Here is a 21,682-nt window from a genome sequence, read left to right on the forward strand (position 1 = left end):
GATGGCCGGGGCAGGAAACCTGTCAGCGGTGATGCAAGACGTGTGCCGGAACGCGTGCCTGGGGGTGTCGGGATTCCGGCGCGCCGTGCACCGCGGCGATCGCATGCGCGCCGCCTGGAGCGGTGCTGTCGGCCGGTCAGGCAGGCATCCACGCTGCATCCCAGAGCGCCCGGTGTCCGCGGCCACGGCGCGGATCACCCGGACAGGTCCACGGCCGTTGCTCAGGCCGCGAGATCGCGCTCGATGCCGTACTTGCGCAGCTTCTCGGCTAGCGTGGTGCGACGCAGACCCAGCAACTGGGCCGCATGGGCGACCACGCCCTCACTGCGCTCCAGTGCCTCGCGGATCAGGCCCAGCTCGATCCGCGCCATGTGGTCGCGCAGGTCCATGCCGTCTTCCGGCAACTGGGCGCCATCCTCGATGCCTGCAAGGGCCTCCGCCGGCGCAGCCGCAGGAGGCGCGGCGACGGTCTTCAGGACCGACGGGGCAGGCGACGCTTCGATCACAGGCGCCACGTCGGGATAGAGATGCTCGCGATAGCGCTGCGGCAGGTCGTGCACGCGCACCAGACCGCCCGGATTGAGCACTGCGAGACGCTCGACCAGGTTGCACAGTTCCCGCACGTTGCCCGGCCAGGCATAGCCCGCCAGCGCGTCGAGGGTATCGGCCGCGAACCGGATCTCGCCGCGTCCGTTGCGGGCCAGTTGCGTGGCCACCGTGCGCACCAGCTCGGGCAGATCTTCTCGGCGTTCGCGCAGCGCCGGCATTTCGATCGGGAAGACGTTGAGGCGGTAGAACAGGTCCTCGCGGAACTGGCCGTCACCGATGCGGGCTTCGAGATTGCGATGTGTGGCCGCGATCACGCGCACGTCGCACTTGATGCTCTGGTTACCGCCCACCCGCTCGAAACAGCGCTCCTGCAGCACACGCAACAGCTTGACCTGCATCGGCAGGCTCATGTCACCGATCTCGTCGAGCAGCAAGGTGCCGCCCTCGGCCATCTCGAAGCGGCCCTTGCGCGCTGAAAGCGCGCCGGTGAAGGCGCCCTTCTCGTGGCCGAAGAGCTCACTTTCCAGCAGCTCGGCCGGTATTGCCCCGCAGTTGATCGCGACGAACGGGCCGTTGCGTCGGGACGACCGCTGGTGGATCGCCCGTGCGGCGACCTCCTTGCCCGAGCCGGATTCGCCGAGCACGAGGACGGTCGTGTCGAACGGTGCGACTTGGTCGATCATCCGCCGCAGCGCCTGCACCGAGCCACTGGTGCCGGTGGGGCCGCCGCCGTCGTCGGTCTTGGCCTTCTCCTCCGCGTCGAGACGCTTCAGGCTGGCCATGCGGAGCAGATTCTCCAGCTGCGCGTGGCGCAGCGGCGATTCCAGTGCCCACACCCCGGCCTCGTGCAGGCCGTGCGTCGCGGCGAATGCGGCGGGCTCTTCGTCGAGCAGCAGTACCGGCGGTGGGACTGCGTCCTGCCCGAGCCAGCCGAAGAAGGTCTGCGCGGCGGATGCATCGTCGATCGCGCCGACGAGTACGGCGATCCAGTCGTTGGGCCGGTTGCGTGCTGCCGACACTTCACCGGGCTCCGACACCCAGCGCGGACGCAGGTCCATGAACTCGAGCAGGGTGCACAGACGCTCGGCGCGGTCGTCGTTGCTGTCGATCACGAGGATGCGGGCTTCACTCACGACACGTCTCCATCACGCGACGTGTCCGCGTGCAGCGATTCGAGGATGTGCATGACGTCCTGGATGTAGGACAGCTTGCTGACGAAGTTGTCGGCGCCGGCGCGCATCGCGTGTTCGCGATGTTCGGCGTCGTCGAAGTGGCTGGCGATGACGATGTACGGCGGCGCGTCCTGCGCCTTGATCAGACGCGCGGCCTGCAGGCCGCCCATCTCCGGCATCGCCAGGTCCATCAGCACAACATCGGGACGCAGCGCCTCGGACTGGGCGATTGCCTCGAGACCGTTGCTGGCGGTACCGACCACTTCGAGCCAGTCCACCTTGCGGAAGTGGCGCTGCGCGGCGTTGATGAAGCCTTCGTGGTCGTCGACCAGAAGGACGTGGATGGTCTGCATTCCGATGTCCTCAGCCCGCACGGGCGAGCAGGGTGGGGCGGGCGCCGCGACGGCGCGCACGGGCCGGGGCGATGTCGAGCTGTTCGCGGTACTTGGCGACGGTGCGGCGCGCGATATGCACGCCGTGACGGGCGAGCAGGGTCGCGATCGCATCGTCGGCCAGCGGGCGCTGCGCCGGTTCGGCCTCGATCAGCCTGCGCACCATCGCCTTCACCGCGGCGCCGGAAACCGTCGCGCCGTCGAGGCGCACGGCGAAGAACCGCTTCATCTCGATCGTGCCGCGCGGGGTCTGCAGGAACTTGCCGCTGGTGATGCGCGACACCGTGGATTCGTGCATGCCGATCGCATCCGCCACGTCCTTGAGGGTCAGCGGCGCAATCTCTTCTTCACCGCGCTCCAGGAACGCAGCCTGGCGCTCCACGATCACCCGTGCCGTCCGCAGCAGGGTGTCGTAGCGCATCGACAGGCCACGCGTGAACCAGCGTGCTTCCTGCAGCATTTCGCGCATCGGGCCGCTGGCTTCGCCATCGGCGATTGCGCGCTCGTAGCCGGCGTTGATCGACACTCGCGGCGTGGCGGCGGGATTGAGGGCCACGCGCCAGCCGGCGTCGGCATGCCACACCACCACGTCGGGGATGACCGCGGTGTTCTCGACCGGCGCACCTGCTTCCGCAGGGCGAGGGTCGAGCGAGAGAACCAGCCGAACCGCCTCGTGGATGTCCGCTTCGTCGCGCTGCAACTGACGGGCGACGGCCGCGATGTCGTGGGTGCCGAGCAGATCCAGGGCTTCGTCGATCACGCGCCGCGCCAGGCGGCGACCGGCCACGCGGCCGGGCAGGGCGTCGAGCTGGGCAAGCAGACACTCGCGCAGGTCGCGCGCGGCCACACCGGCCGGATCACCGGCAAGCAGGACCCGACGCACGCTTTCCACTTTGGCGGCCGTGCGGCCGAAGCGGATCACTGCGTCGTCGAGCAGCCTGGCGTGCGGCGCAGCGAGGTAGCCGGCATCGTCGCAGTGCTCGAGCCAGAAGGCGGCGATCGGCAGGTCGTCGGTGTCGAGCGTCGTCGCCAGGCGCTGCAGGATGCGCAGATGCGGATCGCTCGATTCGGCCGCAGCAATCCGGTCCAGTCCGTCCTCGTCCTCGCCGCTCCAGCTGCCGCCGCGCACGTCCCACATCGACGACTCGGGCAACTCGTCGAATGCCGCAACTTCGGTGCTGCCATCGACACGTTCCGGCACTGGACTTGCATCGGTCTCTTCGTCGAGTTCGAGCATCGGGTTCTGCTCCAGCACGCGACGGATTTCCAGCTCCAGTTGCAGACCGTCGAGCTGGAGCAGCCGGATCGACTGCAGCAACTGCGGCGTCATCTGCAGGCCTTGGCCAAGCTGCATCGAGGTGGTGGCGCTGGCTTTCATGGCGTGTCCGGATTCCGTCGTGGCGCGCCCTGCGCCAGTGAAGGAATCGTGAAGCCATGGTGACGGATCCGCTATCAGGGTGTTTCCCATGCCCGCCGGGGTGCGCCCCACGTCTGTAGGGGTTTCCCTGACAGCGGGGCGGATATGGCGGTGGCGGCTTTTTGTCGGGACCGCGTCAGGGATCGCTACGGGACTGACGCGCGGCCAACAGCACCAGCTCGTTCGCGCGGCGGCAGCCGAGCACTTCCATCATGCGGGCACGATGGGTTTCCACCGTCTTGACGCTGATCTCGAGTTTGACGCCGATCTCCTTGCTGCTCAGGCCGCGCCCGATCAGGTCGAGGATCTGCCGTTGACGGTTCGACAACGCATCCACCCCTGAGGTCTTGGGCCGGCCGAACAACGGCGCCATCATCCGCGAGGACAGGCGGGGGCTGAGGAAGACCTCGCCGGCCAGCGCGGTGCGCAACGCGAGTTCGAGCTCGAGCGGGGCAGCGTCCTTGACCACGAACCCGGCAGCGCCACGCTCCAGCGCACTGCGCACATGCGGAGCATCGTCGTGCATCGACATGATCAGCACCCGCGCGGTGGGCAGTTCCGCATGGATCGCAGTCATCGCCTCGATGCCGCTTCGGCCCGGCAGTGACAGATCCATGAGGACGACATCGGGTCGGTGGATCAACGCCATGTCCAGCGCCTCTTCGGCGCGGCTGGCTTCGGCGCAGACATCGACCCCGCCAAACCCCTGCAACAGACGGGCCAGCCCTGCCCGCACAAGGGTGTGGTCGTCGACGATCAATACTCGCAACAGCAGCTCTCCCTGCAGCCGGGCGTGCCCGGTACGGCAAGGATACGACAGACGCCGATCCTCAGCGCCGACGCTGCTCGGCGACGGCGCGGCGATGCAGCCGGAACAGGTGACGGTCGAGCGCTTCGACCAGATCCGGGCGCAGATCGACGAAGGCCAGCCAGAGGCGGATTCCACCGGGGATCTCCCGCCGGGAGATCACGCGGGCGGGCAGTTCGAGGTGGTCGGGGAGCCATGCCGCGGGTTGCAGGCGAATCAGGGCTGCAGTCTGGGGCGCCAAGTCCGTCGCGGATTCCAGGTCAACCCGCAATCCCGCGGCCGACCATCGAAGCGGCCGCTCGGACAGGCCGTCGGCGCGCATCGCCAGACGCCCGACCAGGGCGAGGATCAGATCGAGTTTCGCATCCATCCGCTGGGCCAGCAGTGGCAGGTCTCCATGCTCGTCGGAGCCTTCCTCCTTGCGCAGGTCCTCGATCTGCGCAAGACCGTGCAACAGGGTGACCGCCTGGGCCTGGCGGCCGCGGGACGACGTGGGCTCGACTGCAACCGGAAGATCGATATCGCAGCTCAGCGACTCACCGAACAGCTGCGCGTCGGCGGCGTCGACCTGTGGCGGGTCGACGTCGGGGCTCACAGCCCGTCTCCGGCGTAGGCGCGCGACGCGCTCTCGGTGCGACGGGCCAGACGCAATGCCTCGCCGATGACCTGTTGACGCGCATGCATGCGCAGCAGCAGGGCGTTCTGCAACTGCAGCAGGCCGCGCAGCGCCTCGACGGGCGCCTGTGGGCCGATCTCGGCGATGTAGAGGTGCAACTGTTCGTGATACGCGGCCATCTGCTCGCTCGCATCATGGATATCGCCATCGAGGGCGGTTCCGAGCGCGCCGAGACGCGCGTGGAGCTCCGCCAAATCGGGCGTGGTCACGCCGCCGCCCCGGCGGTCATCGGCGCCGCGGCGGGCTGGATTGCGTGCCATGCAGCCTCGATCTCGACCAGCAGCGCCAGCGATTCCTGTAGGGCGCCGACGTCGTTGTGCAGGTTGGCCTCGGTCAGGCGGCGGACCAGGTAGTCGTAAAGCGAGGCCAGATTGCCGGCGATCTGGCCTCCGGCCTCGTGGTCGAGTGAGCCGTTGAGATGGCTGACAATCGCGCAGGCCTCGCCGATCGCCTTGCCCTTGCGCGGCTGGTCGCCGTTGGCGATACAGGCCTCGGCCAGCCGGATCCGCTCGCAGGCGCCTGCGAGCAGTAAAGCGATCAGCTTGTGCGGATCGGCCTCGGTCACGCTCGTGGCAACTGCCATTCGGCGGTACTGGTCGGCGTTCTGGCGGCTGGATCCGTACATGAAGTGTTCCTGGAATGACGAGGCCGGGCTGCCGGCACTAGGATATCGGCGGCGCGGGTCCCGTACTTGAGGCTCAGTTCTTGCTGTTGGACGACAGCAGGCTGTTGAGCGAGCTGCTGCTGCTCTGCATCTGGACGACCATCATCTCCATCGCGGTGAACTGCGCGGTGTACAGGCTGGATAAGCGCGTCATGCGCACGTCGAGCGCGTCAAGCTGCTTTTCCAGGTCAGAGACCTGCTTGTTCAGACCCTCGGTCCGCTTGACCAGACTGCCGCTGATGGAATCGAGATTGTCCTTGAGCAGCGTCGACAGGTTCGCGGTGTAGCCGCCCTCGGCGCCGAAGACCGATTTGGCAGCGACCGGATCGGCGGCGATGGCGACTGCGAAGTCGCTCGCGCTAAAGCTCAGCAGGCCGTCTTTGCCTGCGGTGACGCCGAGTGCCTTGAGGCTTCCAGACTGCTCGCCGATCTGGCCGCGAAGTTGCTGTTGCAGCGTACGGACTAGAGAGTCGCCGTTTAGCGCGGCCGCCGACTTGGTCGTGGCGTTGTAGCTGCTGCTGGACTTGAGCGTGCTGACGACACTGTTGTACGCGGTGACGAAGGCGGCGACGTTCGCGCTGAGCGCCTCGTTGTCCTGGGCGATGCGCAGGGTCTGTGTGCCTTCTGTGACGCGCGTCAGTTCAAGCGTGGTGCCCGGCACGAGGTCGGTAACGCTGTTGCTGGACGAGCGGCGCTCGAGGCCGTCGACGAAGACGACTGCATCGGTCGCCGCGACGGTTTCGGTCAATCCGCCGCCAGGTCCGTTGGTCAATGCCTGCAGGCCGCCATCTCCGCCTTCTGCGGTGATGGTCAAGGTATTGGCAAGACCGGTTTCGGCCGCGGTGAAGACCAGTTGCTGGCCTTGGCTGGACGTCACAACCGTGGCACCCACACCCTTGCCGGCCGCCGCCCGGTTCACGGCGTTGGCGATGTCGGCCAGCGTCGCGCCTTCGCCGATCTCGACCTCCAGGCTCTGATCCTCGCCCCAGGCGAAGCGCAGTGTGCCGCTGCCGGGCGCGGCGTCCTGCGCAAGGCCGGCTGACGCAAGCTTCTGCGCGCCGGCGAGCGAATCGATGCGCACGCTATAGCTCCCGGGCACGGCGCCCGTGGCTGCCGTCGCGGTAAAACCGGCGTCCGCGACGGTCGTCGCTTTGAAAGCCGGCTTGTCGGCGCTGGTCGAAAGCCGGTTCAATGCGGTCTGCAGATTGGCCATCGCGTTCCTGACCTGGCCGACCGCCGACAGTTTGGCGTTGACGGCGGTCCCGACGGTCGTAATGCGCTTTTCCGTGGGCGCTCGAGAGGCGCTGACCAGACTGGACACGAGACTGGGGATGTCGATCCCGGATCCGGTCGCGGAAATAGCCATGTCGTTCTCCTGTTATCTGGACGCGCCTTCCTGCAGCACCCGTTGTCTCGGGTGCACATCGGGTATCGGCCCGCTTTGGTTGGACTTGAGACGCAGTTCACCGCTGCAAGAAACATTCCGCTGCGGGGGACGGAAACCCGGTTGATCGACTCAATCGGGTAGCCATTGCGACAGCCAGAAGGCGGCGTGTGACTCGTCGAGCATCCAGTCGCGACGGACAGCCTCGCGCAACGCGTCTCCCGCACGGCCGGCGGCATCCAGATCGCGCGTGTGCATGCGGATCGCCTCGACCCAGTCACGGAAGCGTGGCTTGACGCGCGTCACCGGCAGGTCGCCGCGGTACGGCGCGACATCGCTGCAGACCACCGGATACCCGCACGCGCCGTACTCGAGCAGGCGCAGGTTGCTCTTGCAGCGGTTGAACAGATTGTCCTCGAGGGGCGCTAGCGCGAGGTCGAGATTCAGACCGGCTAGTCGGGCGGGGTAGTCGTCGATCGCGACACCCGAATGGAACTCGTGGACATACGGTCTCAGCTTGTCAGGGCACATGCCCAGGAACACCCACTCGACCTCGTCGGCCAGTTCGCGCACCACGTCGGCGATCAGCTCCAGGTCGCCGCGATGCCCGGCGCCGCCGCCCCAACCGACGCGGGGACGTCGTCCCTGGCGTCGAAGCGCCGACAGCGATCCCCACCACGGCAGCGGCAGACGGTTCTCGACGACACGGATGTCGGGATGCAGGCCGTCCAGTGCCTCGGCCAGCGGCACTGTCGAAACCACGAACCGGTCGACCAGCTTCAATGCATCGCGCATCGTCTTGAGCACGTCGCTCGGCAGCTGGCCCTTGTGTGCGCTCTTGATCGGCACATTGGGCAGGTAGTCGTCCAGCTCGGCGACCTTGAAGGCGCGACTGAACCGGAACATGCGTTTCTGCGGGTCCAGCTGTCTCTTGAGCATCTGCCGCTGCAGCAAGATGACGTCGGGCGCCAATCGTTCCAGTTCGACCGGCGAGCAATAGCGATCGCCGATCCGCGCATCGGCCACCCCGAGGGCATTCATCGCCAGCGCAGGCTGGATGACCCGGTAATGCCCGCAGCCGAAGCGATCGGCCGGTAGCACGAGCGCCACGGGCAGCGGGCGCCATGACAGTGGGTTCCAGTTGAACGTGGTGTCGGTCTCGACCTGGAATGCCTGGCCGTTCAGCGTGAGGTTGCGGTTGTACGCGGGATCGTGCGCGACGACCGGCAGCCAGCGATCGTAGAAGGCGTCCTGCTCGGCGAGGAAGCGCTTGGCCTTGGCCTCGAACGCACTCGTATCGACGCGCGCCTGACTGACGCTGCCCTCGTGCAGCAGCACCGCGTGTGGGGTCCATACGACCAGATGCCCGGCCGACCGCGCCTTCAGGCATAGGTCCACGTCGTTGTAGGACACCTTGAAGGCGTCCTCTTCAAGCCCGCCGACCTCGTCATACAGGGACTTGCGGATCATCAGGCACGCGCCGGTCACCGCGCTGTAGTTCTGGTCGACCTGCAGGCGGTACATGTAGCCCGGCGCATCGAAAGCGTCGCCGATGAAGGGATGCTCGGCGGGCCCACGCAGGCCGAGCACCACGCCAGCATGCTGGATGCGGCTATCTGGGTAGAGCAGCTTCGCACCGACGATGCCGACTTCGGGTCGCTGCGCATGATTGAGCAGCGCGTCGAGCCAGTCCTCGCGCAGGATCGCGGTGTCGTTGTTCAGCAGCACCAGATACTCGCCACGCGCACGGCCCGCGGCGAGATTGTTCATGGCCGAATAGTTGAACGGATGCGGATATCGGATGACCTGCAACTGCTGGCTCGCCATCGCTTCGATGCCGTCCAGCCAGGCGCAGGCGTCGGCGTCGGTACTGCCGTTGTCGACGATCAGCACTTCGTAGTTCTGGTAGGCGGTTTTCTCTAGCAACGTCTCGACGCAGCGACGCAGCATGCCGAGCTGGTTCTTGGTCGGGATGATGATGGAGACGCCAGGCGTCGCCTGGTGCCCGTAGCGGATGCGGTAGCAACCGGGACGGGACGCCTCGATCGACGCCTGTTCGTATCCGCGGTTGCGCAGATGGCGCTGCAGCACGTCCAGTTCCGACTGGCGGGTGCGGATCTCCTGCGGCGGGAGGATCAACAATGGTTCGTGCACGTGTCCCAGACCGTCGACGCCACCCGCATCGATCAGGCGCAACAGCAGGTCGAACTCGGGTGCGTCGGCGAAGTCGGGGTCGAAGCCACCGGCGTCGAGGAAGACATCGCGTCGGAACAGCCAGTGCCGCGACATGCCCGACGGCATCGACAACAGCAGGTCGAGGTTGAAGTCCGGGCGCAGCAGCGCGGAGAGTTCGCCGTCGTCGTTCCGCATCATCTCGTCCGCGTACACGGCGCGGATGTTCTCGGCGCCGAGCAGTTCATGGGTGAGGATCAGCAATCCCGACCGGGTGAAAGTTTCGCCCGCGTCGACCGCCAACAGCCAATCGAACGCGTGCGTGGCGCACGTACGGTTGATACTCATCAGGGCGTGCTCGCCGTGGGCGGTGGACACATGCTGGAGCTGTGGCAGTGCGGCGTCGTTTGGTGACGCCTCGCCGCCTACGACGAAAATCCACTGCGGTCCATGATGAGGCTGTAGCGCCTTCAGGCTCTCAAGCGTGGCGTCCAGCGCGGATGCGTCGGACCCGGCCCGGATCATCACGGCGATCGACGGAGCCTCGGCGATCCCCTGCCTGCGTGCGAGCAATGCGGACTGCGTCGCGGTCGGCACGCGCGGGGCAAGCCAATGGCGCAGGGGGTCGACGGGCTCAAGGCCAAGGACCATCCGTTTGATGCGGCGGCCGAGATCCATCGCCTCGAATGCATCGGGCGTCCCCAGCGGCGCAACCCGGACGAGATGGTTGTCCGTCGCGCGGTGCCAGCCCGCCTCTCTGATGGTGCGCTTGAAGTAGGCGTACCACTCGTTGCCGATGTCGGGATTGAGCAGGCTGGCGTGACTGGTCTGCTCGCGCGAGACGCGGAAGCTCGACAGCGGTTCCACCAGATAGGCCAGATGTCCCTCGCGCAGCAGGTTGACGTGCATCGCCAGATCGCCGAGCCAGCTGACCTTGCGTCCGCCGAGGGAGAACTGCCGGCCGGCCAGCGCAAGCACCTGCGCGCGCCGGACCATCACCGAACTGGGCTCGCCGATGAAGTTGAGAGTCCAGTCGGCGAGCAGGGACACCAGTTCCCGACCGTCGATGCGGACATCGGTGGCAAACGGCGAGCGCGTCGCGCCGATGTCCGGCAGGAGGTTGCCCTGCTCGTCGATCCTGTTGCGGCGCGAGGTCGCAATCGCCACGTCCGGATGACGGTCGAGCACGTCCGCCAGCTTGCCCAGGCAGCCGGGCAGCAGGACGTCGTCGTCATAGAGAAACTTGATGTAGTCCGCCCTGGCACGGCGGATGCACTCACCGACGTTGCCTTCCTCACCCAACGGAGCGGGATTCCGGAAGTAGCGCACCGCCGGCCCGTCTTCGCGACCGATGTAGGAGGCGACGATGCCGGCGACCTCGCTGCCGGGACTGTCGTCGCAGACGATGATTTCGAAGTCTTCGAAGTCCTGGGCCAGTACGCTCTGTAGCGCAGCATCCAGGTAGTTCGGCTTGTACGCGGGGATGGCCACGGTGACGCGCACGGCATCGCCGGCGACTGCCGCCGGCGGCGTTGTTGTTCTGATGGATTCCAGCTGCAGGGTCACGTCGGCTCCCGGGGCTCGATTGCGTTGAAGGAACGACTCACGCCAGGACGAAGATTGGACGGTTGAGGAACTCGCCCAGCTCGTCCTTGCGATGGCGGTTGGCATCGCACAGGTCGTGATAGACGATCTCCCCGTCGCTGTCGCGCTCGGCCACGCCGACGTGGCGGACCTGCCAGGTGTCGCGTACGCCCGATTCCACGAACGCCACCATCTCGTCGATGGTGCCGTGCTCGAACAGACCTGCGTGGCGATCGCCCTTCCAGTTGAAACCCAGCTGGAACACCAGGGTGTCGCAGTGCTCGCGCATGCGCTCGAGGCTGCGGACGATCTCGCGTCGCGCGCCGTCCACAGACAGCGCAGCGTCGCCATAGTCGTCGCCCACGTGGTGCAGCACGTTGAGCAGCAGGGCGACGTCATAACGTCCTTGCTCGCGCTCGAAGTCGAAGTAGCGCGCATGCACGTCCATGCGCGCCTCGAGCGAGAGCGCACGACGTGCGGCATGCAGGAAGGCGGCGTGATCGGCGCTGCCTTCGTAGGCCGTCGCGTGACAGGCCCCGGCGCGCAGCATCTCCATCAGGAAGAAGCCGCCGTTGCTGCCGATGTCGAGGATGCTACGGCCGTCCACCTCGATCCGCTCAAGCATGTAGCGAAGGCGCGCGGCTTCGTACCTGCGCAGAGAAGGCGGGGCACTGTCGGCCAGGAGAGGCGCGAGCAGGGCCGGGATTTCTTGGTAGCAGGCGTGCTTGCTGCCCAGACGGGTGCGTTGGAATGCGTCGCGCAGGGCAAACATCGGGTCGGACATGGCGGAATCCGTGGTCATGGGTTGACGGGTCGCAGATGGCGAGCGAGTCGCGATCTGAGCGCGCCGACGATCTCGCTGAGAAACAGAGGGAGGCTGTCGCGCCTGAAGTAGACGTCGCGCGCGAGCAGTGCAGCGCGCTCGTGGAACGGGAGTTCGCGCGCCGCCGGATAGATGCGGGGCCTGCGCCCCCGCGCCCAGTCGGCCAGCAGACCGCCCAGCCACAGGTAGCGTCCGCCGGCGATGCCACCCGACTGCGGGCGTCCGTAGCCGGTGAATGCTTCGGGCAGGAAACCTGCCTGGTCGGCCAGGCTCCAGGGCCCCCAGAAGCGCGGATTGACCTCGATGAGGTACTGATGGCCGTCCAGCGCCATCGTCTCGATCATCGCGTAGCCGTGGTAGCCCAGCGTCTGGAACAGGGCTGTCAGTCGTTCACGGGTGGTGACGTCCGGGCAGTCGCATAGTTCGGCGGCGATGATCGATTTGCCGTTGTCCTGCTGCAGCAGGTTGCGCTGGTAGGCGAACGTGGCAGTGCCATCGCGGGCGAAGTGCGCGAGATAGTAGTAGCTCGCGCCGTCGAGGTAGCGCTGGAAGAAGTACTGCGTGACATCGGCGCGCGCGAGAAACGTGTCCAGCGCGGCGGCATCGTGAATCAGCTCAGGGTAGAGCTTGCGACCGTCCGCGGCGAACTCGCAGCGCGGCTTCGCCACCAGCGGCAGTGCTTCGCGGGTAGCTGCTGCAAGCGGCGGCGGAAGCAGCAGACCGAAGCTCGCGGCCTGTTCCAGCAGACTGGCCTTGTCGGAGACCGTCGCGTAGATCGCTTCAGTGACGAGGGGCACCGACAGCCCGGCCCGCTCGAAGCACTCCCTGTGGCGCAGGACCAGCCTGTTGATCGATTCGGCGGTCGGCAAGAACGCCAATGATTGTCCCGGATGGCAGGCGACCAGGGCGCGCACGCAGACGAGCATGTCGTCCAGGTCCAAGGCGTCCACAGACCGCACGGCTCCGATCCAGCTGCGGTAGGCCGTTTGCCGCAGCGGATCATTGCCAGGTCGTGCGACCACGGAGCAGGGAACGTCTCGTTTGGCGAACGAGCGACAGATCGCCAGCACCGCGCGCTCGTTGGCGCCGGAGAAGATCACGTAGCGGGTGGCGGGGTGCGTGTCCAGGACGGATCTCTCCGGATCTCACGCCGGTCCAGCGGCGCGCGCGACGATCGAAATGATCCGGTCCTGTGCGTCTGGCGCCAAGTCCGGGTACAGCGGCAGGCAGATCACCTGGTCGGCGATCGCGTTTGCATGCGGCAACCGTGCGGGCTCCGATGACGGCAGGCCGCGGTACATCGGAAAGCTGCTGATCAACGGATAGAAGTAGCGGCGCGCATGGATTCCCTCGTCCTTCAACGCCAAGTACAGCGCGTCGCGCGAGAGCGGATGGGCGGGGCGCACCAGAATCGGATAGTAGGCGTGGTTGTGGCGGAAGGCCTCGCTTCGCACCGGCGTGATGCCTGGCAAGCCTTCAAGCGCGACGTCGTAGCGCTCGGCGATCCGATGGCGCTGCGCCAGCGCCGCGTCGATGTGCTCGAGCTGGAGCAGGCCGAACGCGGCATTGATCTCGCTCATCTTGCCGTTGATGCCCGGCGCGACCACCGTGGTTTCATCGACGAAGCCGAAGTTCTTCAGGTGGTCGATGCGGCGCTTGGTGCGTGCGTCCGGGCTGACGATGGCGCCGCCCTCGAAGGTGTTAAAGACCTTGGTGGCGTGCAGGCTCAACACCGACAGATCGCCGTGGCGCAGGATGCTGCCGCCGATATCCTGCACACCGAAAGCGTGGGCGGCGTCATAGACCACCTTCAACCCATAGTTGTCCGCGATGGTCTGGATGGCGTCCACCGCGCAGGGATTTCCGTAGCAGTGCACCGGCAGGATCGCCGTGGTCTGAGGCGTGATCGCAGCTTCGATCCGTGCCGGATCCAGATTCAGCGTTCCCGGGTCGATGTCCACGAACACCGGCTTGATGCCGTTCCACAGCAGCGCGTGCGAGGTGGCCACGAAACTGTAAGGCGTCGTGATGACCTCGCCGGTGATGCGCAACGCCTGCAGTGCCGTCAGCAGTGCCAGGGTGCCGTTGGCGAACAGCGAGATGTGCTCGACGCCCAGATACTGGGCCAGCCGCACCTCCAGTTCCCGATGGCACGGCCCGTTGTTGGTCAGGATCTGCCGGTCCCAGATGCCCTGCAGGTAGGGGATGAACTCCTCCAGCGGCGGCAGGTGGGGGCGGGTGACGTAGATCTGCTCCGGCGCAGGTACTGCCGCGGTGTTCGCGCCCGCGGCTCCCAGCCTGATCGGCAGGGGCCCGGCCAGCGCGGTCAGGAGCTCGCCATCGACGGCATCGCCATGCGTGGCGGATGCACAACGCACTTGGGCAGATGAGGGTTCGTCGACAGACATCGCAGGCTCCAAGGAGGGCCAGCGCTCGCCGCGGCCGCCGGATGTCCCTGCCACTGCAAGAGACGTGCCGGGCGTGTGGCGGAAATCTGCCGCGTGTGCCAGGCACCGCTGCCGCACCGGGGTCCGGCGCGACGCAGCGATCGGCGGCGGCGCCGATGGAGTGGCGGGCTCGACTGCGAGCCGTGGTCCGCGCCGGAGGAAGGGCGCCCGGCGAGACGGTCGGGCCTGCAGCCCCCAGACAACAAGAACCCGCCTCCGTTGCCGGAGGCGGGTTCGGGTTTCGCACTGCGCGGCAGAATTACTGCAGCAGGCTGAGCACGCTCTGCGGAGCCGACTTGGCCTGCGCCAGCATCGCGGTACCGGCCTGCTGGAGGATCTGCGTCCGGGTCAGTTCGACCGTCTCCTTAGCATAGTCGGTGTCCTGGATGCGGCTGCGGGAAGCCGAGAGGTTCTCCGAGCTGGTCTGCAGGTTGGAGACCGCCGAGCTGAAGCGGTTCTGGATCGCACCGAGATCGGCGCGGGCTTCGTTGACCGACTTCAAAGCGTTGTCGAGGGTCGTCAGCTGGGTGGCACCGGAGCCTGCGGCCATGCTCGAGATGGAGAACCCGCTGGCGGTCACGCCGCTCAGTGCGCTCTTGATGTCGGTCAGGGTGATGTCGATCTTGTCGTTCTCGGTGGCGTTGGCGCCGACCTGGATCGAGATCGTGGTGCCGCTGCTCAGCAGTTCGGTGCCGTTGAACTTCGTGTTGTCGACGACTCGCAGGATTTCGGACTGGAGCTGGGTCACTTCCTTCTGCAGCGCGGCCTTGTCGTCGCTGCTGTTGGTGCCGTTGGCGGCCTGCACGGTCAGTTCGCGGATGCGCTGCAGGTTGTTGCCGATTTCGCCCAGCGCGCCTTCAGCGGTCTGTGCCAGCGAGATGCCGTCGTTGGCGTTGCGCGCCGCCTGGTCCATACCGCGAACCTGGGCGGTCATACGCTGCGAGATGGCGAGGCCGGCAGCGTCGTCCTTGGCGCTGTTGATGCGCAGACCCGACGACAGGCGCTGGATCGTGGTCGACAGCGATGCGCTGTTGGTCGACAGGTTGCGCTGGGCGTTCAGGGCGATGGTGTTGGTGTTGATGACGGACATGATGCAGGTCTCCTGGTTTGGGGAATCCGGCACGGGAACAGGGCCTGGCCGGTGGCTTCCGCAGGGGGTCGGCGTTGTGGGCCCTGTCCTCTGCTGTAACCAATAACGGCGTCTCGTCGTCAAGCTTTAATGCTGTTTTTCCGGCGATCCGCAGCCCGCTTCCGGACCGTTTCCATTAACGGCGCGCGGGGTCGGAGATTGAGCGCGCAGCGCGTTAGGCGTTCGCAGTGGAGGCGGGCGGCGGTTCCACGGGGTGGATAGGGGAGCGGTGGGCACGCTACCCCGGGTTACTAGAAGTGGTGAGGATCCGCTGTCGCAGACAACCAAGCGGGCAAATGAGCCCGTGGTACGCAAAGGATTGCCGACGCCTCAGCCAGTACCTGGTTCAACGCATCAGGTCGAACAGCGACAGCCGCTGCATCTGCGTGAAGCTCAGCTGGGCCGCCTCGAGCGCGATCTTCTCCAGATTGAAACGGCCGATGGCGTCGACGTAGTCGAGATCGCGTATGCCTGAAAGCGTGGTCTGGAGTGTCACGTCCAGCGCGCCACGGAGTTCCTCGGCCTGATCCAGCGCAGCGAGCTGCGCGCCACCGCTGGCGCGCGTGTCGATGAAGTGGTTCTCGGCCATGGTGATGTCGCGCAGCGCACTGCCAAGCGCGTTCTGCTGCGCGGCGCGTTCGGCAGTGGTTGTAGGGGTCGAGGTCAGCGCCTGCAGCAATCCATCAAGCGTTGCGAAGACGTCACGCGTTTCGGAAGGCCCGATCTGGAAGGTATCGCCGGCGGCGGGACTGCCGGTGATCGTCAATTGCAGGCCGGCGAAGGCAATGGCCTCGCCCGCCTTGTATGTCCCCGTGCCAACTGCGCCACCGCCGGCATCACGGACGGTGTAGTCGCAACCGGCGCCGAACTCGACCTGGTAGCGTCCGCCATTCCATGCAGCCGCGTCAGTGAGCGTAAAACCACCGATCTGACCGGTGCCGTTGTTGGCGACTGTCGCGGCAGCATCAAGCCGTCCATTGCCGGTGCGCACGCGCAGGAATATTTCGCTGCCGGGCTTCGCATCGGATGCGAACATCTGGGGCGCGATCTCCACCTGCCGCTGCGTCTGGTCCCCGCCATATGCCACGCCGCCGCCGCTGGGCGCGAAGGGCGGATCGCCGTCCTGGGCGCCGCCGAACAGGAATCGCCCCATGCCGTCGGCGGTGTTGCTGAGATCGAGCAGGCCGTCCCGCAGGCTTCGAATTTCGGTCGCAATCGTTTTGCGATCACTGTCTGACATCGTGCCGGTGCTGGCCTGGATGGTCAGCACATTGATGCGGCCCAGGATGTCGCCCGCCTGGGAGAGCACGCTCTCCTGCATGCTGAGGCGATGACGGACCACATCACTGTTCTTTCCGAAGCGCTCGAGTTCGGCCACCGCGCGGTCCAGTCCGACGGCGGTACCCGCGCCGACCGGATCGTCCTTGCCGGTGTTGAGCTTCATGGCGGTGGCGAGCTGCTGCTGCAGCTTCGCCAGTGAGGCCTGCCTGGATTGCATGCTCGTCAGCGACTGCTGGTAACGCATACCGGTGGAGATGCGGGTCATCGGCGGACGGCTCCGAGCAGGGACTGGAACAGATTGTCGGCGGTCGAGATGAGCTGCGCGGCGGCTTGATAAGCCTGCTGCAGCCGGAGCATGTTGGCCGCTTCCTCATCGAGATTGACGCCGGAGACGCTTTCGCGCGCCGCATAGGCCTGCTCGTGCAGCGACGCCTGCGCTTCGGCGGCATAGCCGGCTTGACGTGCGGCCGAGCCCACCGCCGTGGTCAGGCCGGAGATTGCACCGTTGAGCGTCAGCGAACCGCCGTTGAGTGCGGCGCCGCTCTCGATCCCTGCCAGCAGCGCCGCATTGCCGTTGTTGCTTGAGCCCGGCGCCGTCGGCGCCATGATGAAGCTGTCGCCGGCCGCCGGAATGCCGTCGAGCGCGAAAGACCAGCCATTGGCGCTGATGGTGTCGCCCGGCGCGAAGTCGAACGGACCGTCACCGTCGAGCATGTATTGGTTGGCGTCGAGAAATTCGATGGTCGAAGGCGTGCGCAGCGTGGGATCGGCTGCATCGACGACACGCACCGCCTTGGGCAGGGCGCTGCCGAGATTCCCCAATGCGGCCTGCACCTGCACCGGCGCAGCGGCGGCAATCCGGGCCGGATCGCTGATTGCCACCGTCAGGCCACGTGCTGTCTGCGCGGTGGGTTGCAACAGGAAACGGTCGCCTTCCTGGGCGGCGCCCTCGAGTGCCAGCGCGATGCCTCCGACACGCAGCGGATCGCCGGCCGTGCCGGTCCCGGTCACCGCGGCCGCAACGCCGGTCATCGCGTCCGTGGCCGACCACGCGCCTGCCTGGAACTGCAGCACGAGGTTGCGCCCGCTGACCGCACCGAGATCGTCGATGCTGGCCGACAAGCGCGCCGTCCCCGTGTTCCCGTTATGCCCGCTGACCGCAGGCGCCGGAATGTTGAAGAATGCGCCGCCCATCTCGCCGTACTGGTCAACGCCGGAGGCGTGGCCGGCGTTGAAGGTCGTGCCCAGTGCAAGCGCGATCCGGCCCAGTTCGGACTGGGTCTGGTCCAGCACCTGGCTGCGGAATTCGAGCATGCCCCCGATCGCGCCGCCCATGACGCGCTCGTCGAGCCGGATCGTCTGTCCCTGGGTCAGCAGCGCAAGCTGTTGGCGCTCGGGGCGGTAGGGGTCAGCCACCATTGTGAGCTTCGATGCGTGCACGCCGACCACGAGCGCCTGACCGCCCGAGGAGAACACGTTCATGGCGCCGCCATCCTGCTGCACGGCGGTGCCGCCGGTCAGCGCGACGAGGTCACGGATCATCTGGTCGCGGCGGTCGAGCAGGTCTGGCGAGGCGGTTTGCGCCTTGCCGATGCTGCCATTGAGGTTGGCGATTTCGCTGGCGAGCCGGTTGACCTCTCCAGCACTGGCGGCAAGTCCGCTGTCCACTTCGGACGACAACCGGTCGAACTGGACCTGCAGCTGCTGGAAGCGCCCGGTCAACGCGTTCGCCTGACCCAGCATGTCCTGCCGTTCGGCTGGGGCCGACGCATTGGACGACAGCGCGCTGACGGAATCGAAGAAGCTCGACCAGATGCCGGAGATGCCGGTCGCCTTGTCGGACATCAGCGTGTCCACCCGGGTCGACAGCGAGGCCAGACGCTCCAACCGTGCCAGCTCGCCACCACTGTCGATCAGCCGCGCATTGGCAAGATCGTCAGCCACGCGGCGCACGTCGACGATCTGGGTGCCGCGTCCCACATAACCCGACCCGATGAACTGCGGCGAGCGTGCTTCGAAATCGACCTGCTGACGGCTGTAGCCGGGCGTGTTGATGTTCGCGACGTTGTGGCTGACCGTCGACAGCGCCCGCTGGAATGCGAGCAGCGCGCTGGTGCCGGTGGAGAGGATGTTGGCCATGGACGGACTCAGCGACGAAGGAGGGCTTGCGCCGCGCGTTCGGCGGCCTCGGCGACGGTATTGATGGCATTGACCGCTGCGGGCGCGGCCAGCGGTTGCGCCGCGCCGGTGCCGGCACGCGCGAACTGCGAGATCGAGGCCAGCGCCCGGTCCATCGTCGGCCCGTTGGCGATCGCGCTGAGCTTGTCGGCATAGCGTGGGTCGGTGGCGTAGCCGGCCTGCTGCAGGGCGCTGGCGAAGCGACGTACGTCGCCGCCCGATTCAAGCGCCTGGCGGTAACGCGGGTTCTGCTTCAGCAGACGCACGTAATCGGCAAAGCTCTCGGACGGCGAGGCATAGGCCCGGAAGTCGGCGCGTTCGGTATGGCGCACGCCGTTGGTGTATTCGTGGGTATTGACGGTGGCGCGGTCACCTTTCCAGCCGGTGGCCTTGATGCCGAACAGGTTGTTCGCAGTGCTGCCGTCGCTGCGCGAGATGGTGCGTCGGCCCCAGCCGGTTTCGAGTGCAGCCTGGGCCACCAGCGCCTTGGCATCCACGCCGAGTTCGCGTGCCGCGGCCTGTGCATGCGACCAGATCGATGCGACGAAGCGTTCCGGCGAGCGCGGCGCGAAGGTGTCGGCCGCGGCGCGCGCAGCCTGTTCCAGGGCCGCCGGTGCCTGCGACGCGGCAGCGACTGCAGTGCGCGCGACGCCGGTGGCGGCATCGGCTAGCGGACGCGCGCGGGCCATCAGGTTTTCGATGAAGCCGTCCATCGGCGAACGCGCCTCGGATGCCTCCGAGGACGCCTGCGCCGTGGCACGACCCGCAATCAGGTCGAGCGTCTGCGCACCCAGCGCCTCGGGCAGCGAGCTCATGCCGGCGCCACGCGTTTCGATGATTCCTGACAGCGGCGCTGCAGGGGGTGCGAGGCGGGGGTCGAGTGCAGGCCCCGAGGCGTCGCCGCCGAGCTGGCGGGCGATGACCTTGGCCAGGCCAAGGCCTTCGCCGTCGGTCATCGATTTGGCCAGCCGCTGGTCGTACAGGTCTCGGTAGAGCTGGTTCTCACCCGGGAATAGTGCGTCGCCGAAGCTGGCGTCGCGCATGCTCTTGATCAGCATCTGCGCGAACACGCCTTCGAACTCGCGCGCGGCCTTGTCGATGCGCGCGGCATCGGGTCGCTGGACGGGATCGAGCTCGATGGGAGCGGCGGCGATGCGCATGTCAGATGACCTCGAGCTCCGCGCGCAGCGCACCGGCCTGCTTGAGCGCTTCGAGAATCGCGATCAGATCGCCCGGCGCAGCGCCCACGGCGTTGACCGCGCGCACGATCTCGTCCAGCGACGAGCCACCGGCGAACTTGAACATCCGGCTGCCGCCCTCATCGACCGAAATTTCCGAGCGCGGGGTCACCACGCTGTTGCCGCGCCCGAAGGCGTCCGGCTGGCTGACGTCGAGATTCTCGGTGATGGTCACGCTCAGCGAGCCGTGCGCGATCGCCGCCGGCATCACCCGCACCTGCGCGCCCATGACCACGGTGCCGGTGCGCGAATTGACGATCACCTTGGCTGGCGCGGTGCCGGGCGAGATCTGGACGTTCTCCACCTGGGCGAGAAACCCGATGCGTGCGCCCGGGTCGTACGGTGCGCGCACTGCAACGGTCACGCCGTCGACCGCCCGCGCCGTGCCCGGACCGAACCGCGCATCGAGCGCGCTGACCATGCTGGAGATCGTGCTGAAGTCGGCGCGGTTGAGATTGAGCGTGAGCTCGTCGCTGTCGCCGAAGCCGCCGGCGACCTCGCGTTCGACCATCGCGCCGTTGGGAATCCTGCCGACGCTGGGCACGTTGACCGACACCCGCGAGCCGTCGCGGCCCTGGGCGCCGAAGCCGCCGACCACCAGACTGCCCTGGGCGACGGCGTACACCTGCCCGTCGGCGCCCTTGAGCGGGGCCATCAGCAGGGTGCCGCCGCGCAGCGAGACCGCATTGGCGATCGACGAGACCGTGATGTCGATGGTCTGCCCGGGTTTGGCGAACGGCGGCAGCTCGGCGTGGATCGCCACGGCTGCCACGTTCTTGAGCTGCGGGTTGACGTTGGCCGGCACGGTGACGCCCAGTTCGTTGAGCATGTTGCGCAGGCTCTGCACGGTGAAGGGCGACTGGCTGGTGCGATCACCGCTGCCGTCCAGACCGACCACCAGGCCGTAACCGACAAGCGCGTTGCCGCGTACGCCGCCGACGGAGGCAAGATCCTTGATGCGCTCCTGCGCGTGGACGGGCGTCGCCAGTGTGGCGAAAGCCAGCAGCGCGAGCGGCATCAGGCGGAGCAGGGAAGTACGCGGCATGGTGGTGGTCCGGTGGAAACTCAGTAGGGATACAGGCGCGAATGGAAGAACCGGCCGAGCCAGCCCATCGCGTTGGTTTGCGCGATCGCGCCGCGACCGCCGTAGACGATGCGCGCATCGCCCACGCGGCTGGACGCGACGGTGTTGTCGGGGCCGATGTCGGCCGGGCGCACGATGCCCTGCACCTGGACCAGTTCGTTGCCCTGGTTGAGGCGGATCTGCTTGCTGCCTTCCACCACCAGGTTGCCGTTGGGCAGACGCTGGACCACGGTGACCGTGACGTTGCCCTGCAGGCGGTTGCTCTGCGCGCTGCGGCCACTGGCATCGAAATCGCGGCTGCCGCTGGCCGAGGCGCTGAGCACGTCGCGGCCACCGATCGTGACCGGCGCGCCGAACACGCTGGGCACGCCGATGTCGAGGCTGCTTTCCTTGCCCATCTGGGTGCTGGCATTGGTCTGCGCGGTGGTGTTCTCGACCAGTTGGATCGTCAGCAGATCGCCGACATCGCGTGCGCGGCGGTCGGCGAACAGCGACATGCCACTGCTGCCGCCGCCGGCCTGGTAGATGGCGCCGGGTGAGGGCTGCGCGGGCAGGGCGACGACTGGCTGGATCGGCGCCATGGCTGGATACGGGCGCACATCGCCGGCGGCGACGCAGCCCACGAGCAGGGCGGGGACCGCCGCGAGGGCAGCAACACGGACAGAGTGGAAGATGCGGGTCATT

The 21,682-nt window shown here is 67.1% G+C and carries 18 protein-coding genes; all 18 read right to left on the reverse strand.

The window, feature by feature from the left end:
- Positions 1-221: 221 nt before the first annotated feature.
- Entirely contained in the window at positions 222-1,682 is a 1,461-nt protein-coding gene (locus AC3IRM_RS08405; RefSeq protein WP_489205733.1) for a sigma-54 dependent transcriptional regulator, read from the reverse strand.
- Positions 1,679-2,074: a response regulator gene (locus AC3IRM_RS08410; RefSeq protein ID WP_489205734.1), complete on the reverse strand. Its 396-nt coding sequence runs from the start codon at positions 2,072-2,074 to the stop codon at positions 1,679-1,681. The genes AC3IRM_RS08405 and AC3IRM_RS08410 overlap by 4 nt, the downstream gene beginning before the upstream one ends.
- 10 nt (positions 2,075-2,084) lie before the next feature.
- Complete coding sequence (gene rpoN, locus AC3IRM_RS08415; protein ID WP_489205735.1) at positions 2,085-3,491, reverse strand: RNA polymerase factor sigma-54; 1,407 nt, start codon at positions 3,489-3,491, stop codon at positions 2,085-2,087.
- Between the two features lie 175 nt (positions 3,492-3,666).
- The gene (locus AC3IRM_RS08420; RefSeq protein ID WP_489205878.1) at positions 3,667-4,299 is read right to left on the reverse strand and encodes a response regulator; all 633 of its coding nucleotides are present in this window, start codon (positions 4,297-4,299) and stop codon (positions 3,667-3,669) included.
- 61 nt (positions 4,300-4,360) lie between these two features.
- The gene (locus tag AC3IRM_RS08425) at positions 4,361-4,933 is read right to left on the reverse strand and encodes a PilZ domain-containing protein (protein ID WP_489205736.1); all 573 of its coding nucleotides are present in this window, start codon (positions 4,931-4,933) and stop codon (positions 4,361-4,363) included.
- Positions 4,930-5,223, reverse strand: a complete 294-nt coding sequence (locus tag AC3IRM_RS08430) for a hypothetical protein (RefSeq protein ID WP_489205737.1) — start codon at positions 5,221-5,223, stop codon at positions 4,930-4,932. The genes AC3IRM_RS08425 and AC3IRM_RS08430 overlap by 4 nt, the downstream gene beginning before the upstream one ends.
- Positions 5,220-5,639, reverse strand: a complete 420-nt coding sequence (fliS, locus tag AC3IRM_RS08435) for a flagellar export chaperone FliS (protein WP_489205738.1) — start codon at positions 5,637-5,639, stop codon at positions 5,220-5,222. Before fliS ends, AC3IRM_RS08430 begins: the two co-directional genes overlap by 4 nt.
- 73 nt (positions 5,640-5,712) lie before the next feature.
- Positions 5,713-7,044 (reverse strand): flagellar filament capping protein FliD, encoded by a 1,332-nt coding sequence (gene fliD, locus AC3IRM_RS08440; RefSeq protein WP_489205739.1) that lies wholly within the window; start codon positions 7,042-7,044, stop codon positions 5,713-5,715.
- Positions 7,045-7,194: 150 nt separating this feature from the next.
- Positions 7,195-10,800: a glycosyltransferase gene (locus tag AC3IRM_RS08445; RefSeq protein WP_489205740.1), complete on the reverse strand. Its 3,606-nt coding sequence runs from the start codon at positions 10,798-10,800 to the stop codon at positions 7,195-7,197.
- Positions 10,801-10,837: 37 nt separating this feature from the next.
- Positions 10,838-11,602, reverse strand: coding sequence for a class I SAM-dependent methyltransferase (locus tag AC3IRM_RS08450; RefSeq protein ID WP_489205741.1), 765 nt, complete (start codon positions 11,600-11,602; stop codon positions 10,838-10,840).
- A gap of 14 nt (positions 11,603-11,616) precedes the next feature.
- Entirely contained in the window at positions 11,617-12,741 is a 1,125-nt protein-coding gene (locus AC3IRM_RS08455; RefSeq protein ID WP_489205742.1) for a hypothetical protein, read from the reverse strand.
- Between the two features lie 45 nt (positions 12,742-12,786).
- Positions 12,787-14,049: a DegT/DnrJ/EryC1/StrS family aminotransferase gene (locus AC3IRM_RS08460; RefSeq protein ID WP_489205743.1), complete on the reverse strand. Its 1,263-nt coding sequence runs from the start codon at positions 14,047-14,049 to the stop codon at positions 12,787-12,789.
- A 298-nt stretch (positions 14,050-14,347) separates the two neighbouring features.
- The gene (locus AC3IRM_RS08465; RefSeq protein ID WP_489205879.1) at positions 14,348-15,181 is read right to left on the reverse strand and encodes a flagellin N-terminal helical domain-containing protein; all 834 of its coding nucleotides are present in this window, start codon (positions 15,179-15,181) and stop codon (positions 14,348-14,350) included.
- Positions 15,182-15,563: 382 nt separating this feature from the next.
- The gene (gene flgL / locus AC3IRM_RS08470; RefSeq protein WP_489205744.1) at positions 15,564-16,763 is read right to left on the reverse strand and encodes a flagellar hook-associated protein FlgL; all 1,200 of its coding nucleotides are present in this window, start codon (positions 16,761-16,763) and stop codon (positions 15,564-15,566) included.
- A complete protein-coding gene (gene flgK, locus AC3IRM_RS08475) occupies positions 16,760-18,637 on the reverse strand; it encodes a flagellar hook-associated protein FlgK (protein ID WP_489205745.1) in 1,878 nt (625 codons plus the stop codon). Before flgK ends, flgL begins: the two co-directional genes overlap by 4 nt.
- A gap of 8 nt (positions 18,638-18,645) precedes the next feature.
- Positions 18,646-19,836 (reverse strand): flagellar assembly peptidoglycan hydrolase FlgJ, encoded by a 1,191-nt coding sequence (gene flgJ / locus AC3IRM_RS08480; RefSeq protein ID WP_489205746.1) that lies wholly within the window; start codon positions 19,834-19,836, stop codon positions 18,646-18,648.
- 1 nt (position 19,837) lies between these two features.
- Positions 19,838-20,932, reverse strand: coding sequence for a flagellar basal body P-ring protein FlgI (locus AC3IRM_RS08485; RefSeq protein ID WP_489205880.1), 1,095 nt, complete (start codon positions 20,930-20,932; stop codon positions 19,838-19,840).
- Between the two features lie 47 nt (positions 20,933-20,979).
- Complete coding sequence (flgH, locus tag AC3IRM_RS08490) at positions 20,980-21,681, reverse strand: flagellar basal body L-ring protein FlgH (RefSeq protein ID WP_489205747.1); 702 nt, start codon at positions 21,679-21,681, stop codon at positions 20,980-20,982.
- Position 21,682 lies beyond the last annotated feature (1 nt).

Source organism: Luteimonas sp. KH_071 (assembly GCF_057838005.1).